Source organism: Variovorax sp. ZS18.2.2, from assembly GCF_024701975.1.
Taxonomy (GTDB): Bacteria; Pseudomonadota; Gammaproteobacteria; order Burkholderiales; family Burkholderiaceae_C; genus Variovorax.
In genome coordinates this window covers 375,158-389,349 of sequence record NZ_JANLNM010000002.1, presented here as the reverse complement: position 1 = coordinate 389,349, position 14,192 = coordinate 375,158, and the positions used below count along the sequence as shown (strand labels likewise).

Below are 14,192 nucleotides of genomic sequence, written 5' to 3'. Positions count from 1 at the left end.
AACCGTCAGTTATGCGATCAGATGCGTGTAGCCGCGGCGGTTGGCCCGGTAGCAATCGCACGCCGCGTTCTCCAGCCCTTCGCGGTCCGTGATGGTGATGACCCCGCGGCGATAGTCGATCAGCCGGCGTGTGTGCAGCGCCGTTGCCGCATTGGTGATGCCGACCCGCCGCACGCCCAGCATGCGGCCCAGCACTTCATGGGTGAGTGCGAGGTGCGCCGAGTGCGCGCAGTCCTGCGTGGTCAGCAGCCAGCGCGCCAGGCGCTCCTCGATCTGGTGGAAGCGGTTGCACAGGCCCGAGCGGCCGAACTCCATCAAGAGCACGCACACGTAGCGGTTGAGGATGCGCTTGAGCATCGTGTTCTGCGCGAGCTCCTGCGCGAACGACTGCGCCGTCAGGCGCCAGGCCATGCCCGGGCCCTGCACCAGTGCTCGCAAGGGCGCGCTCTGCACGTCCAGCGAAAGCTCGTAGCCCAGCGCGCCCTCGTTGCCCACCATGCCCGTCTGCAGGCCGTCGTGGCCGTCCACGGTGGACACCAGCGAGACGAACGCGCTCGTGGGAAAGTGGATGTGATGAATGACGTCGCCCGGCTCGTACAGGATCTGCGCCGCGGCCAGCTCCACGCTGTCGCAGCGTTCGAGCAAATGCGCCTTGTCCGTGAGCGGTAGCGCCTCGAGCAGGCGATTGAGAACGGGGCGAAGCGGGTCTGGTGTCACGGAACCGCCTGTTGGGAAGAACGAGCGCGGAAATGCGCAACCGGGCGCATTGTTGCCGACCACCCTCTGCGCGTCTGTGCGCAGGCGCACCGAGTGCGGCGCGGCCGCCGCGCTCAGGCACCGCTCAGGCGCCGCTCAGGCCACAGGCTGGCGGGGCAGCAGGCGATCCGTCTCGCGCTTGACCACCTCATAGCACTCGCACACCTGCGTCTCCAGGCCTGGACGGTCCAGCACCGTGATGTGGCCGCGCGAATACTTGATGAGGTTCAGGCGCTGCAGCTTGCCGGCCGCTTCGGTCACGCCTTCGCGGCGCACGCCGAGCATGTTGGCGATCAGCTCCTGGGTCATCACCAGCTCGTTGCCGGGCAGGCGATCCAGGCTCAGCAGCAGCCAGCGGCACAGCTGCTGCTCCAGCGAATGGTGGCGGTTGCAGACCGCCGTCTGCGACATCTGCGTGATGAGCGACTGCGTGTAGCGCAGCAGCAGGTGCAGGAGCGGCCCGCCGTTGTCCGTGAGCTGCTTGATATGGCTCGCGCTCAGCCGGAATGCGTGGCCCGCGCTCTGCACCACCGCGCGGTTGGGCGTGCTGCCCCCGCCCATCAGCAGCGACACACCCACCATCCCCTCGAACCCGACGACGGCGATCTCGGCCGATTGCCCGTTCTCCAGCACGTAGAGCAGTGAAACGATGCAGTCGGTCGGGAAGTAAACGTATTGCTGGACGACGCCCGATTCGTAGAGCACCTCGCCCAGCTTGAGCGGCACCAGTTCCAGGAGCGGCATGAGGCCCGTCCGCACCTCTGGCGGCATGACCTCCAGCAGGCTGTTGCGCGCCACGGCTGCGCGCGGAGAAGACAAGGACTGGGACAGGGCCATGGCGGAATGGGATTCCAAAATTTCGATCATTCTGCGGCCGATGCCTTGGCGTCTGTGCGATGCCGCACATAGAAGCGCAGCTTTTTTTGACGGCCAACGTGCGCTGGCGAACGGTGCGCCGGACGCTTGTTGAGTAGCGTCGGTTTCAGAGCCTCCATCGACTGGAGAACACCATGCCCCCTCTGAAGACCCCCTCCGGCCTTGCAGCCGACGCCGCCGTGCGCGCCTACCTGCACGGGCGAACGATGCCTCCGGTGCTGTACGACGCCATCGTGTGGGCAGTGGGAATGCGGATTTCAGCCGGCAAGCTGCCGCTGCTCGACGAGACACTGACGAACGATATCGACAACCACGCCGTCGCCACGCGGGCGCGCCTCCTCATGGCCGTCCAGCCGACGTCACCGCCCTGCCCGCCCGCGCACCGCGATGCCGGGCGCGAGCCGCTCTCGGCCGAGGGGATATAGATGCCGATGAAACTGCTCGGCCAGCTGTGCTGCGCGCGGCTGCCCCTGCAACTGCACGACCAGTCCGACATCCAGAAGTGCGACGTGCTTCGCGCCGCGCAGTTGATCGAGGCGGACCTGCCGCCCGTTCTCCACGAACGCGGGCGCAGCGTCTACTCGGGGCAGGCGACGGTCATGCGCGTCACCGCCAAGGGGCTGAACGCAGCCAGGCAGCGCGGCTGACCGCGCACGCTTGGCAACAACCGCACTCAGGCCGTGACGGGCGAGGCAGCGACCAGGTGCTCGGTGAGGAACCACACCTGCAGTTCGTTGGTGCGCAACACGTTGCTCACGAACACGTCGTTGCTGCCCGCGTCGCCTGATTTGTCGACCTTCTCGGCCGCCTCGCGCGCGTTCACGATGATGTGTTCATGCGCCTCGGCAAGACGGCGCAACTGCACCGGTGCCGGCTCGCGACCGCGCGGCGGGCGGGCGATCTTCGTGGTCTCGGCGATGTCGGCCGCCATCGCAAGCGCGATGCCGCCCAGGAGCTGGATGCGCTCGGCCACGATGTCCACCAGGAGCACCTGCCCTTCGTAGTGCTGGTCGTACATCAGGTGCAGCTGGTTGAAGGTCGGGCCGACCACCTGCCAGTGGTGCTTCTTGTACATGTCGCGCAAGGTGATCGTGTCGGCCAGGCACTGATTGAGCAGCGCCACGCTTTCCTTGCAGACCTTCTCGGAGAGGCCGTTGGGCAGCTTGACGATTTCGCCGTAGCGCTGCGTCTCGTGGCTTTTCTGGTCGAGATCGGGTTTGACTTCCTGCTGCTGCTTCGAGCGGGCTGTCGGTTTGGTGGTCTTCGAGGCTGCCATTGAGGGTGTACTCCTGTTGGTGATGATGGAATCGATCAGCAACTTGTAGGACCCGTCAATCGGGCTGTGCGTAGGCGAGTCGGCAGTGTTCGTGCGGGGGCGGAACGACAACGCAAGGCCCGCCCCGGACAACCTTCAATACCCGCGACGCTTTGCGCGCAACAGCAAACGACCAGCCACGCCCCCTGCAATCGCACCGCCAACGGCGACGGCGTATATCTCGCGGTCACTCAACCACGGCGAGACCAGGATGAATTTCAAGAGCGTTGCGACGATGGCAAAGCCAAAGAAGGCGCCGATGCCGCCATACAGGCGAGCGTCCATGTAATCAGTGGCCTTGCGATAGCCTTCTGAGTGGCCCGTGGCCTCATGGATCAATGTGGAACCGCATTGAATGCAGCGAACGTCTGTCGCCGCGCCGAGGTGATTGCAAACGGGGCATTGCATGGTGTCTGGCATTTCTCAGGTGACTCGAAGCCTTGATCGTCGCAGCCCAAATTAAGTCACAAGGGATACACGCGGGCAGAAAATCTGCGTGGCTGTGAGGAACGGCCGCTTCCGGCTACCCGCTCTTGTGAGCGTGCTGGATTTCGGATCTATGCCTTAACGCCGCCCGCACCGCGCCGCCCCCGGTCCGCCTTCGGCAACACCGCCTCTTCCACCATCCGCTCGGCCTTCGCCTGAAGCAGATTCAACGAGGCATCGAAGCGCGCCGCATCGTCCGCATCCAGCGCCTTCATCAGGTCGCCATTGATCTTCGTCACCAGCGGAAAGAGCTCGTCGTACAGCGACTGCCCCGCTTCGGTGAGCCCCAGTTGCACCTGCCGCCGGTCCCCCGCCCTGGCCACGCGCGAGATCAGTTGCTTTGCGACCAACGAGCCCACCGCCTTCGAGGTGCGCGCCCTGTCGAGCTGCGCATGCTCGGCCAGTTGCGACGAGCCCAGTTCGCCCTTGCTCGCCAGCACCGCAATCAACCGCCATTCGCGCCGCGTGATGCCGAAGCGCCCTTCGCACAGGCGGATCACCATGCTCCCCGCCACGGAGAGCAGCCGCGACAGCCGGTACAGCAGCAGGTCGTCCAGCGGACGGCGGGGCGCGGCGGCGGCAGGCATGTGGGGGTTAGTCCGGGGGATGGTTGATTAGATCAATCGAATGTAGCGTCTCTAAAGTCGTTCGCCACCGACCGAGAACCCGGAGAACCGACCATGCCCAGCCGCCTTGCCTTCGACCGCCGCCATGCACTCGCAGCCCTGGGCAGCTTGGCCCTCGCGCCGATGGCTCGGGCGCAGCAGGGCTTCGTGCCCGGCCAGCCCATCAAGGTGCTGATCGGCGTGCCCGCCGGCGGCACGCAGGATGTGCTCACGCGCGCCATCGCGCAGCAGGTGCGCGACTCGCTCGGCCCGCTCATCATCGACAACCGCTCGGGCGCGGCGGGCCGCATCGCGGTCGAGGCGGTGAAGACCGCGCCGCCCGATGGCCACACGCTGCTGCTCGGCACGGCCAGCATGATGACGATGTTCCCGAGCGCGTACCGCAACCTCTCGTACGACCCGGTGAAGGACTTCGTTCCGCTGCTGAACGCAGCCCGCTTCGAGCTCGCGCTGACCGTGCACAAGGACGTGCCCGCCAATACGCTCCCCGAATTCATCACCTGGGCCAAGGCAGAGGGCGACAGGCTGAGCTTCGGCTCCTACGGCGCGGGCACGCCCTCGCACTTTCTCGGCGAAATGCTCAACCGCGCGGCTGGCCTCCAGATGGTGCACGTGGCCTACCGCGGCTCCACGCCGGCCCGGCAAGACCTGATGGGCGGCACCATTCCCGTGTACTTCGACACCATCGGCGGCGCGCAGCAGATGCTGCCCTCAGGCCGCGTGAAGGTGCTGGCCACCAGCGGCGAGAAGCGCTCACCGCTCATGCCCAACCTGCCGTGCTTCGTGGAGGCCGGCTACAAGGACGTGGTGGCGACCGCATGGTTCGCGTACTACGCGCCGCTGAAGACACCGCAGGCCACCGTCGACAAGCTGCGCGTTGAACTCACCCGCGCCGTCAACGCGCGCGAGGTGCGACAGCTCCTGCTGCAGAACGGCATGTACCCGATCGCCGATGGCAGCGAAGCACTTCTGAAGACCATGCGGGAAGACACAACTCGCTGGGCCGGCATCATGAAGGCCGTGAATTTCCAGGCGAACGACTGAACACGATTTGAACGATTGAACGAGGAGGAAACCCCATCATGCTGAGCCCCAACCCACCCATTACCCGCCGCCTTGCCGGCCTGCTGGCCGCAGCCGGCCTCATGGCGTCCATCGCCACCGGCGTGAGCGCTCAGACGCTCGACAGCCCCCTGCACATCGTCGTCGGCTACGCCCCCGGCGGCGCTACCGACCGCGTGGCGCGCATCGTCGGCGAGAAGCTGGGCGCCAAGCTGGGCGTGCCCGTCATCGTCGACAACAAGCCCGGCGCGGGCGGCCGCCTCGCTGCGCAGCAGGTCAAGCTCACGCCCGCCAACCAGAACGTGCTGATGCTCGCCAACCCCGCCGTGATGGTGGTCGCGCCCCTGGTCTTCAAGGACAACAACTACGACGCCGAGCGCGACTTCGTGCCCGTGTCGCACGTCAACGCCTACGACTTCGCGCTCTCGGTCTCGCCCCACCTGCCGGTGCGCGAGCTCAACCACCTGCTCGCCTGGATGCGCGCCAACCCCTTGCAGGCCAACGTGGGCGTGCCCGCCACCGGCAGCCTGCCGCACTTCTTCGGCCTCATGGTCGGCGAAAAGGCCAAGGTGCAGACGCAGGTGATCGGCTACCGCGGCTCCGCGCCCCTGCTCAACGACCTCATCGGCGGCCAGGTGCCCATTGCCATCGACACCGAAGACGTGGTGCTGCCGCAGCACAACGCGGGCAAGCTGCGCATCCTGGCGATTTCGGGCGAGAAGCGTTCGCCCTTCGCGCCGAACATCCCGACCTTCAAGGAGGCCGGGCTCGACCTCTCGGCCACCGGCTGGAACACCTTCTTCGCGCCGGCCACCATGCCCAAGGAAAAGATCGAGCGCCTGTCCAACGCCATCCGCGAAGTCATGCAGGACCCGGACACCCAACGCAAGTTCAAGGACTCGGGCATGACACCGGTGGTGAGCACGCAGGCCCAGACTGCCGCGATGCTGAAGGCCTACAAGACGCAGTGGGCGCCGGTCGTCCAGAAATCCGGCTACCAGCCCTGAACTTCACAAGAGACATGACCAGACCCAACATCATCTTCATCGTCGCCGACGACCTCGGCTATGCCGACCTCGGCTGCTACGGCGGCCGCGATGCCGCCTTCGGCCCCGTGTCGCCCGTGCTTGATGGCCTGGCCGCCAACGGGCTGAAGCTCACGCAGGGCTACGCGAACTCGCCCGTGTGCTCGCCCACGCGCTTCGCGATGATCACCGCGCGCTACCAGTACCGCCTGCGCGGCGCGGCCGAAGAGCCCATCCGCAGCAGCAGCCGCGGCAGCACCACGCTGGGCCTGCCGACCGACCACCCCACGCTGCCCTCGCTGCTCAAGGCCGGCGGCTACCAGACCGCGCTCATCGGCAAGTGGCACCTTGGCTATCCGCCGCACTTCGGGCCGCTGCGCTCGGGGTATGACGAGTTCTTCGGTCCCATGTCGGGCGGCGTCGACTACTTCACCCACTGCGACTCCGCCGGCCAGCACGATCTGTGGTTCGGCGAAGAGGACAAGAAGGAAGACGGCTACCTCACCGACATGCTCTCGAAGCGCGCCGTGGACTACGTGGAGCGCATGGCCAAGCAAGAAGCGCCCTTCTTCCTCAGCCTGCACTACACCGCCCCGCACTGGCCCTGGGAAACCCGCGACGACGCCGAGAAGGCGCCCGCCATCAAGGACAACCTCTTCGACCTGGCTGGCGGCAACATCCACGTGTACCGACGCATGATTCATCACATGGACGAAGGCATCGGCTGGATCATGGCCGCGCTCGAGAAGCACGGCATGGCCGACAACACGCTCGTGGTGTTCACCAGCGACAACGGCGGCGAACGCTTCTCGGACAACTGGCCGCTGGTGGGCGGCAAGATGGACCTGACCGAAGGCGGCATCCGCGTGCCATGGATCGCGCACTGGCCCGCGGTGATCGCCAAGGGCGGCGAGAGCACGCAGCTGTGCATGACGATGGACTGGTCCGCGACCATGCTCGATGCGGCCGGTGTGAAGCCCGATGCGGCGTATCCGCTCGATGGCGTGTCGCTGATGCCCGTGCTGAAGGACGCGAAGCAGAGCTTCCGCCGCCCGCTGCACTGGCGCATGAACCATCGCGGCCAGCAAGCGATGCGCGACGGCGACTGGAAGTACCTGAAGGTCGACGGCAACGAGTACCTGTTCAACATTCCGGCGGACGAGCGCGAGCGCGCGAACCTCGGCAAGAAAGAGCCCGGGCGGTTGGCTGCGATGCGTGAAGACTGGCTCGCGTGGAACGCGACGATGCCGGCGATTCCGGAGGATGCGACGGTGAGCCTGGGCTACTCGGTGAAGGACATGCCGCAGCGTTGACCTTGGCGCTCGACCCGAGGCTACATGGCCTGTCCGAGCGCTGAAATCTTCTCGGCCAGTTCGCGCGATTGCGCCTCGAACTTGGCCGGGTTCGTCTCTTTCAGCTTCGCCAGGTTCTGCAGCTTCCATTGAATCGCGGGCATCGCGCCAAGGTGCGCGATGCCCATGCGGTGCCATTCCGGCGCGGCGCTGGCAAGGGTCACGAGAAATGCGCGCTCCTCGGCATCAAGTTCCTTGTGGAGCGTGGCAATCATCTGGTCTCGCGCTGCGAGCAGTACGTCCAGTTCGACAGGCTCGGTGGTCATGCCCTGGAAGTTGGCCTGGAATTCGGTGCTCACATCACGCAGCCGTGGAAACAAGACCTCATGAATCGGCCTCTTGTGGCTTGCGAGGTAGACCACGAATGCGCGTCGGATGCCGCTCGTGATGCCTTCGTTTTCCAGCAACTGCATCACGTCGAACAGATCCCGTGGGTGCTGCCGGTCCATGGCCGCGACGAGCTTTCCGCCATAGACGTCATCGACCGACACCACCGGGATATCCAACTCCGCCTGGAGCACCTCCTGAGCTTTGGGCGCGAGCCCGACTACCGAGACGGGCTTCACGGTCCCGCGCATCACGTAGTTGACTTCGATCTTGACCTCAGCGTCATCGCGCTTCACGAAAAGCTTGGTTTCGTCAGCGCCGGGCACACCGGACAGATGCGTCCGGAACCCCTTGGCCTTGAGCGCGTCGGCGGCTTTGCCAAGCGAATCCTTGATCTTCCTGAGCGCCGCATCGCGGGTCAGCGTGTGATCCGGCAGCACGAGATCCAGATCGACCGACAGCCGCGGCATGTCCCGCACGAAAAGGTTGATGGCCGTGCCGCCCTTGAGGGCGAAGGTTTCGTCGGCGAAGACGAAGGGCGCCACCTGGGTCAACAGGCGCGCGGTCCTGAGATAGATGTCGTTCACGATTTCAGGATCAGCAGACCCTCGTTGGTTCGAGAGACCCACGGGCGATTGCCGCCGGTTGGCAGGCGTGCCGGATCCAGCTTCTTCGCCCATGGCAAAGACAACTCGCGCCCGAGCTGAAGACACAGGCGAACCGTTTTCACGTTGGTGCATTCGCGCAGCAATTCGCCGAGTACGGAGGATCGCAAGCTGTACGTGCCCTCCGCCAGTTCGCGCGCCTCCGCGAGCGGCTGACGTACACCTACTTCACTCAGCATCTCCAGGAATGCGCGTTCCGGGGCCGAAACATTCGGCGCATCTGCACGCCCCTCGAAGGGGCGTGCGTGCTGCATGCCGGTCGTGTCGCTGCTGAACAGTTGTTTGCGGCGGTACTCCGAGGGAAAGACTTCGGTGAACCATTCCGGCAGCTTGGCCGACTTGAGGCCATAGAGATAAAGCTTCGGTGTCTGGGAGACGTAGTGGCGTATGCCATGCCAGTCCAGCGCGGATTTGCCGCCCACATGGAGACCCGGAATCTGGCGCTGGAGCAGCAGCAGGCTGGGGTCGCGTTGCAACGGAGCTTCCGGTCGGCAATACACACCCCGCGCCAGACGCTTGAGCCATCCTGCCCGCACGTAATGAACGGCCAGATCGGCAGAGATGCCCTCCAGCGCCAGGTCTTCACTGGTGATGGGCGTTCCACCGGGCACGCGCGCCATCAGAGAATTTAGTTTTGAACGACTTATCGCAGTCATACTACGATTATTCAAACAAATTCAAGTTAGCGCAAGATTTTGATTTGATTGCCTTGTCGTAGTTGAGCTACGACAAAGCGAACAAAGCAAAACGCCGAGCGGGCTCTTGACGGTGGGTTCAGCTTGACGAGAAACGCAAGGCCCCAGCCGCTACCACCCCTGATACCCCCCCACGTTCTCCCGCGTCACCAGCACAGGCGTCAGCTGCACCAGACTGTCCGCCGGCGCATTGCCCCTCACCATCGCCAGCCCCTGCGCGACGGCGCGGCGCGCCATCTGGGCCGGCGCCTGCGCGGCGGTGGCGGCGATCAGCGATCGGGGATCGCGCAGGCGCAGCACCGCTTCGGGCGAGCCGTCAACTGCGGTGATGACGATGTTGTTCCTCCCCACCGTTTGCGCGGCCAGTTCGGCGCCCAGGGCCGTCGGGTCGTTGATCGTGAACACGCCGGCCAGGCGGGGAAAGCGCGCGAGCAGGCGCGTCATCTGCTCGAGCCCGCCCTCCTTGCTCGCGCCGCCATCGAGCGCTTCAGACACCAGGCGCAAGCCCGGGAAGCCGGCCAGCGCGTCGCGGCATCCCAGCATGCGCTCGACGACGGCCGAGTTCGATGGGCCGTCGATGATGGCGATCTCTCCCGCACCCTTGAGTTCGCGGCCGAGGTGCTCGCAAGCCATCTGTCCGGCCAGGAAGTTGTTGGTCGTGATGATCAGGTCGGCCCCGCGCGCCGCCGCGTCGAGCGCGACAACCTTGATGCCCGCGTCATGCGCCGCGGCAACCTGCGCGCCCAGCCGGGCCGGATCGATGGGGGTCACGATGATCAGGTTCACGCGCTGCCGCACCAGCGCCTCGAACTGTTCGGCCTGCCGGGTGTTGTCAAACCCGCTGGACACCACCGTGAGCCGCGGCGGCCGGGGCGATCCGGCGGCCGCGAGGCTCGACTCCACGGTGCGCGCAATCCGCATGAAGAACGGATTGCGCAGATCGCTCACGATCAGCCCGACATGCAACGCCGGTGCATTCCTGTCATCGGCGCGAACCGCGCCGGCCCCGCCGCACAGAACGACCAGGAACATCCACGCGAGCAGCTTGCGAATCGTGATGACCATGCGGTAGTGACCCAATCGCTCCGAACCTCGTCAGGCCGCGCCGTGCACGCCGCCTCGCCCCTGAACCGGGCGGGAGCGTAGCACGCGACCCGTGGGCCCCTGGCGGTGATTTCCCCCGGTCGGCGCAGCCGCCCTACTTCCGGCCGGCACCCCAGCCCTGGTAGCTCTTGACGTTCTCGCGCGTGACCAGCTTCGGGTCGAGCAGCACGGTCGGGCTGGCCGGCTTCTTTCCGTCGAGCAGGCCCGCGCCCACTTCCACAGCCTTCTGCGCCATGGCCCACGGGTCCTGGCTCGCGGAGGCCTGCACCAGCGTGTCCGACTGGAGCGCCTGCTCGATGTCGGGCGCGCCGTCCACCGAGACGATCGTGATGCCCTTGCGGCCCAGTTGCTTGGCCGCAAGGTCGGAGCCGACCGCCTGCGGGTCGTTGATGGCGAAGACGCCATCGATTTTCGGAAAGCGCGTCAGGTGCGCGAGCATCACGTTCAGCCCGCCTTCTCGCGTGCCTTTGCCGTCCTGGTCGCTCGACAGGATCTTGATGTCCTTGGACTTGCCCAGCACGTTCTTGCAACCGGCCACGCGATCGGTCACCGCGGTCACAGGCGGGCCGTTCTGGATGATCACGTTGCCCTTGCCATCCAGTGCCTTCACCAGGAACTCGCAGGCCAGCTCGCCGGCGCGCACGTTGTCCGTGCTCACCACCGCCTCTGCGCCGTCGGCGCCCGCGTCGACGGCCACGACCACGATGCCGGCCTTCTTCGCGCGCTCGATCGCGGGCGCGATGGCCTTCGGGTCGACCGCGTTGATCAGGATCAGGTCGACGCCCGCGGAGACGAAGTTCTCGATCTGCGAGACCTGCTTGTTCAGGTCGTAGTCGGCGGAGGCCGAGGTGAAGCGCACCTTCGGGTTGATCTGCCGCGCCTTGGCCTCGGCGCCCTTGGAGATGGCGACGAAGAACGGGTTGCCCAGCGTGCCGAGCGTGATGCCCACGGCGTTCAGTTCCTTGGCGGCGGCCACGCCGCTGAGCATGCAGGCCGCGGCGAACACCGCGGAGATCTTCGAGAGTCGGTTCATTGCGTCATGTCTCCTGCCTGGCTGTGAAAGTGTTCGCGGCGCGGCGCCAGGCCCACCTTGCCGCGTGGTTGGCTCGTTGTGTGTGTGCGTCAGGTGCGCGCGCTGCTCGTCTGGCGATAGCGGTCCAGCGCCACGGCGCCGATGATCACGATGCCCTTGACGATGTATTGCCAGATGTCGGAGACGCCCATGAGGATCAGCCCGTTCGTCAGCACCGCGATGATCAGGCAGCCGATCAGCGTGCCGATGATCGAGCCCGTGCCGCCCACGAAGCTGGTGCCGCCGAGGATGACCGCTGCAATCGCATCCAGCTCGTACGACTGGCCCAGCTGCAGGCCGTTGGCCGCATACAGCCGCGCCGACGACATGACGGCACCCAGCCCCGACAGCAGCCCCGAGATGCCGTAGACGACGATCAGCACCGTGCCCACGTGGATGCCCGAGAGCCGCGCGGCCTCGGCGTTGCCGCCCACCGCATAGATGTTCAGGCCCAGCACCGTGCGGCGCAGCACGTACCACGCGATGGCCACCACCAGGAGCGCGATGATCACGAGCCACGAAATGCCGAAGAGCGTGCCGTTGCCGATGAACGCATAGGGCAGCTTGATGTTCATCACCGTCTGGTCGCCGGCCAGCAGTCGGGCCAGCCCGCGCACCGCCGTCAGCGAGCCGAGCGTGACGATGAACGGCGGCAGCTTGAGCTTGGCGATGAGCACACCGTTGAGCAGCCCGAACAGCAGGCCGCACAAAAGCGCCGCGGGAATGCTGAGCATCGCGAACTCCTGCGAGAGCGACAAAATCATCGCCACCACTGCCGAGGCCGCGAGCACCGAGCCCACGCCCAGGTCGATGCCGCCCGTGAGGATCACGAAGGTCATGCCCGTGGCGAGCACGATGTTGATGGCCGCCTGCTGCACGACGATCGATGCGTTCTGCGAGGTGAAGAACGACTCCGACCCGAACCCGAACAGCACGCACAGAACCACCAGCACCGGCAGCATGCCCAGGCGGCGCAGGTGGCCGCCATGCCATCGCTTCCTGGGCGCGTCGGCGGGTGCTGTAACGGAAGCGGCGGATGCGGCAGATGCGGAAATGGCAAGCTCGGTGGGTTTCATGATGGGTACCGGATAGGCAGGCGCGAAGGGGTGCTGCGGATGTCTCTGTCTGTGAATGAAGCGGCAGTTACGCGGCCATCGCCTCGCCCTGCGCGGTGGCCAGGGCGATGACGGTCTCCTGCGTGGCCGGCGTCGCGGTGCCGCGGCCGACCTCGCCGGCGATGCGCCCGTCGCGCATCACCAGGATGCGGTCCGCGATGCCGGTGATCTCCGGGAGGTCGCTGGAGATGACGACGACCGCCGCGCCGTTCCCGGCGAGCGCATCGATCGTCCGGTAGATCTCGGCCTTGGCGCCGATGTCCACGCCGCGCGTCGGCTCGTCCAGGATCAGCACGCGGGGCGACAGCTCCAACAGGCGCGCCAGCAGCACCTTCTGCTGGTTGCCGCCCGACAGGCGCCCGACGTTGACGTGCATGCCCGCGCTGCGGATGCCCAGCGTGACCTCGGCGCGCCCGGCGCGAAAGCGCGCCTGCCCCCGGTTCAGGATGCCCGGGCCGAACGCGTCTCGCCGTGCGGCGATGACGTTGATGTTCTCCAGGATGCTGGCATCGAGAAAAAGCCCCTGCCCCTTGCGGTCCTCGGTCAGGTAGACCAGACCGGCGCGGATGGCCTTGTCGGGCGACCCTGCCGCCAGGCGCACGCCGCCGATCCGCACCTCGCCGCGCACGGGGATCTCCGCGCCGAAGACCAGGCGCGCGAGCTCGGTGCGCCCCGACCCCACGAGCCCCGCGATGCCGAGGATCTCGCCCGCATGCGCCTGCAGCGAGCAGCCGCGCACCCGTCGCCCGTCGGCCATGTCGCTGACTTCCAGCACCACCGGCCCGCGCACCGCGTGATGGGCGGCGCGCTGGTAGAGAGTCGACGCGTCGCGTCCCACCATCATGCGCACCAGCTGCTCGTGGGAGATGTCCTCGCGCTCCAGCGTGCCGATGTAGCGGCCGTCCCGCAGCACCGACACGCGATCGGCCAGCTCGTAGATCTCCGCCATGCGGTGCGAGATGTACAGAATCGCCAGCCCCTCGGCGCGCAACTTGTGGATGAGCGCGAACAGGCGCACGGTTTCGCGCTCCGAGAGCGGCGTCGTGGGCTCGTCCATGATCAGCACGCGCGCATCGAACTGCAGTGCGCGCGCAATCTCCACGAGCTGCCGCTGCGCAATCGAGAGTCCGTCGACCGTGGTGGCGGCCGTGAAGTCGGCGCCCAGCCGTTCGAGCAGGCTCCCGCAGGCCCGCTCCATGCCCTTGCGGTCGACCTGGCCGCGCCGCAGCAGCGGGCGGCCGAGGAACACGTTCTCGGCCACGCTGAGGTTCGGCGCCAGGCTCAGCTCCTGGTAGATGACCGCGATGCCGAGCGCGCGCGCCTTCTCCGGCGAGTCCACCGACACGGGCTTGCCGTCGATCTCGAAGATGCCGCCGGGGTCGGCCGTGTAGGCGCCCGTCATCGTCTTGATGAGCGTCGACTTGCCCGCGCCGTTCTCGCCCATCAGCGCCAGGACCTCGCCCGCGCGCAGTTCGATGCTGACATCGCGCAGCGCGGGAACCCCCGAAAAACTCTTCGAGATTCCTCTGAGCTTCAGCAATGGTGGGACGGCCGGCAGTGCCATGGGTCTTGTCTCTTCTCTGTTCGCGGCGCCTTCTCCCGCAGCCCTGCTCCCCCGGGGAGCCGTTGCCGCATCGTCCGCTTGTGTGGAATCGATTGAACCGCCCGGCCGTTAACCGGCGGCGAACGACAGCGAACGCGAACGAAACAATTGAA

16 protein-coding genes are annotated in these 14,192 nt (G+C 66.4%); 5 read left to right on the top strand and 11 right to left on the bottom strand.

The genetic code is table 11. The annotated features are described in order from the left end of the window. Nucleotides 1-9 precede the first annotated feature (9 nt). Nucleotides 10-717 (bottom strand): Crp/Fnr family transcriptional regulator, encoded by a 708-nt coding sequence (locus NU688_RS12315; RefSeq protein WP_257860894.1) that lies wholly within the window; start codon nt 715-717, stop codon nt 10-12. A 135-nt stretch (nt 718-852) separates the two neighbouring features. Next, nucleotides 853-1,593, bottom strand: a complete 741-nt coding sequence (locus NU688_RS12310) for a Crp/Fnr family transcriptional regulator (protein ID WP_257860893.1) — start codon at nt 1,591-1,593, stop codon at nt 853-855. 173 nt (nt 1,594-1,766) lie between these two features. Between NU688_RS12310 and NU688_RS12305 the strand changes: the two genes are divergently transcribed. Together NU688_RS12305 and NU688_RS12300 are read left to right on the top strand one after the other, a co-directional pair. Further along, complete coding sequence (locus NU688_RS12305) at nt 1,767-2,057, top strand: hypothetical protein (RefSeq protein ID WP_257860892.1); 291 nt, start codon at nt 1,767-1,769, stop codon at nt 2,055-2,057. Beyond that, nucleotides 2,058-2,279 carry a hypothetical protein gene (locus tag NU688_RS12300; RefSeq protein ID WP_257860891.1) on the top strand — a complete coding sequence of 74 codons (222 nt, stop codon included), beginning with the start codon at nt 2,058-2,060 and terminating at the stop codon, nt 2,277-2,279. 26 nt (nt 2,280-2,305) lie between these two features. Here NU688_RS12300 and NU688_RS12295 read toward each other — a convergent pair whose 3' ends face one another. From NU688_RS12295 to NU688_RS12285, 3 genes are all read right to left on the bottom strand, one after another. Beyond that, nucleotides 2,306-2,908, bottom strand: coding sequence for a Dps family protein (locus NU688_RS12295; protein WP_257860890.1), 603 nt, complete (start codon nt 2,906-2,908; stop codon nt 2,306-2,308). Nucleotides 2,909-3,043: 135 nt separating this feature from the next. Then, entirely contained in the window at nt 3,044-3,367 is a 324-nt protein-coding gene (locus tag NU688_RS12290) for a hypothetical protein (RefSeq protein WP_257860889.1), read from the bottom strand. Between the two features lie 137 nt (nt 3,368-3,504). Continuing rightward, nucleotides 3,505-4,020 carry a MarR family winged helix-turn-helix transcriptional regulator gene (locus NU688_RS12285; RefSeq protein WP_257860888.1) on the bottom strand — a complete coding sequence of 172 codons (516 nt, stop codon included), beginning with the start codon at nt 4,018-4,020 and terminating at the stop codon, nt 3,505-3,507. Nucleotides 4,021-4,113: 93 nt separating this feature from the next. Here NU688_RS12285 and NU688_RS12280 point away from each other — a divergent pair, with 93 nt between their 5' ends. Genes NU688_RS12280 through NU688_RS12270 form a run of 3 tightly spaced genes read left to right on the top strand, consistent with a single transcriptional unit; the run spans nt 4,114 to nt 7,459 of the window. Continuing rightward, nucleotides 4,114-5,103, top strand: a complete 990-nt coding sequence (locus NU688_RS12280) for a tripartite tricarboxylate transporter substrate binding protein (protein ID WP_257860887.1) — start codon at nt 4,114-4,116, stop codon at nt 5,101-5,103. Between the two features lie 38 nt (nt 5,104-5,141). Then, nucleotides 5,142-6,128 carry a Bug family tripartite tricarboxylate transporter substrate binding protein gene (locus tag NU688_RS12275; protein WP_257860886.1) on the top strand — a complete coding sequence of 329 codons (987 nt, stop codon included), beginning with the start codon at nt 5,142-5,144 and terminating at the stop codon, nt 6,126-6,128. Nucleotides 6,129-6,142: 14 nt separating this feature from the next. Next, nucleotides 6,143-7,459, top strand: coding sequence for a sulfatase (locus NU688_RS12270; protein ID WP_257860885.1), 1,317 nt, complete (start codon nt 6,143-6,145; stop codon nt 7,457-7,459). A 20-nt stretch (nt 7,460-7,479) separates the two neighbouring features. Here the strand turns inward: NU688_RS12270 and NU688_RS12265 are convergent, their stop codons facing one another. The 6 genes from NU688_RS12265 to NU688_RS12240 form a co-directional block, all read right to left on the bottom strand. After that, nucleotides 7,480-8,412, bottom strand: coding sequence for a nucleotidyl transferase AbiEii/AbiGii toxin family protein (locus NU688_RS12265; protein ID WP_257860884.1), 933 nt, complete (start codon nt 8,410-8,412; stop codon nt 7,480-7,482). Beyond that, the gene (locus NU688_RS12260; RefSeq protein ID WP_257860883.1) at nt 8,409-9,146 is read right to left on the bottom strand and encodes a type IV toxin-antitoxin system AbiEi family antitoxin; all 738 of its coding nucleotides are present in this window, start codon (nt 9,144-9,146) and stop codon (nt 8,409-8,411) included. Before NU688_RS12260 ends, NU688_RS12265 begins: the two co-directional genes overlap by 4 nt. A gap of 150 nt (nt 9,147-9,296) precedes the next feature. Continuing rightward, the gene (locus NU688_RS12255) at nt 9,297-10,250 is read right to left on the bottom strand and encodes a substrate-binding domain-containing protein (protein WP_257860882.1); all 954 of its coding nucleotides are present in this window, start codon (nt 10,248-10,250) and stop codon (nt 9,297-9,299) included. A 133-nt stretch (nt 10,251-10,383) separates the two neighbouring features. Continuing rightward, a complete protein-coding gene (locus NU688_RS12250) occupies nt 10,384-11,322 on the bottom strand; it encodes an ABC transporter substrate-binding protein (RefSeq protein ID WP_257860881.1) in 939 nt (312 codons plus the stop codon). A gap of 89 nt (nt 11,323-11,411) precedes the next feature. Beyond that, nucleotides 11,412-12,440 carry a ribose ABC transporter permease gene (locus NU688_RS12245; RefSeq protein ID WP_374684646.1) on the bottom strand — a complete coding sequence of 343 codons (1,029 nt, stop codon included), beginning with the start codon at nt 12,438-12,440 and terminating at the stop codon, nt 11,412-11,414. Nucleotides 12,441-12,504: 64 nt separating this feature from the next. Next, nucleotides 12,505-14,040 carry a sugar ABC transporter ATP-binding protein gene (locus NU688_RS12240; RefSeq protein ID WP_257860880.1) on the bottom strand — a complete coding sequence of 512 codons (1,536 nt, stop codon included), beginning with the start codon at nt 14,038-14,040 and terminating at the stop codon, nt 12,505-12,507. Nucleotides 14,041-14,192: the final 152 nt, after the last annotated feature.

Excerpts from the sequence above, each read along its gene's own strand:
- NU688_RS12310 (WP_257860893.1), bottom strand. The coding sequence starts at position 1,593 with ATGGCCCTGTCCCAGTCCTTGTCTTCTCCGCGCGCAGCCGTGGCGCGC.
- NU688_RS12305 (WP_257860892.1), top strand. The coding sequence starts at position 1,767 with ATGCCCCCTCTGAAGACCCCCTCCGGCCTTGCAGCCGACGCCGCCGTG.
- NU688_RS12300 (WP_257860891.1), top strand. The coding sequence starts at position 2,058 with ATGCCGATGAAACTGCTCGGCCAGCTGTGCTGCGCGCGGCTGCCCCTG.
- NU688_RS12295 (WP_257860890.1), bottom strand. The coding sequence starts at position 2,908 with ATGGCAGCCTCGAAGACCACCAAACCGACAGCCCGCTCGAAGCAGCAG.
- NU688_RS12290 (WP_257860889.1), bottom strand. The coding sequence starts at position 3,367 with ATGCCAGACACCATGCAATGCCCCGTTTGCAATCACCTCGGCGCGGCG.
- NU688_RS12285 (WP_257860888.1), bottom strand. The coding sequence starts at position 4,020 with ATGCCTGCCGCCGCCGCGCCCCGCCGTCCGCTGGACGACCTGCTGCTG.
- NU688_RS12280 (WP_257860887.1), top strand. The coding sequence starts at position 4,114 with ATGCCCAGCCGCCTTGCCTTCGACCGCCGCCATGCACTCGCAGCCCTG.
- NU688_RS12275 (WP_257860886.1), top strand. The coding sequence starts at position 5,142 with ATGCTGAGCCCCAACCCACCCATTACCCGCCGCCTTGCCGGCCTGCTG.
- NU688_RS12270 (WP_257860885.1), top strand. The coding sequence starts at position 6,143 with ATGACCAGACCCAACATCATCTTCATCGTCGCCGACGACCTCGGCTAT.
- NU688_RS12260 (WP_257860883.1), bottom strand. The coding sequence starts at position 9,146 with ATGACTGCGATAAGTCGTTCAAAACTAAATTCTCTGATGGCGCGCGTG.
- NU688_RS12255 (WP_257860882.1), bottom strand. The coding sequence starts at position 10,250 with ATGGTCATCACGATTCGCAAGCTGCTCGCGTGGATGTTCCTGGTCGTT.
- NU688_RS12250 (WP_257860881.1), bottom strand. The coding sequence starts at position 11,322 with ATGAACCGACTCTCGAAGATCTCCGCGGTGTTCGCCGCGGCCTGCATG.
- NU688_RS12240 (WP_257860880.1), bottom strand. The coding sequence starts at position 14,040 with ATGGCACTGCCGGCCGTCCCACCATTGCTGAAGCTCAGAGGAATCTCG.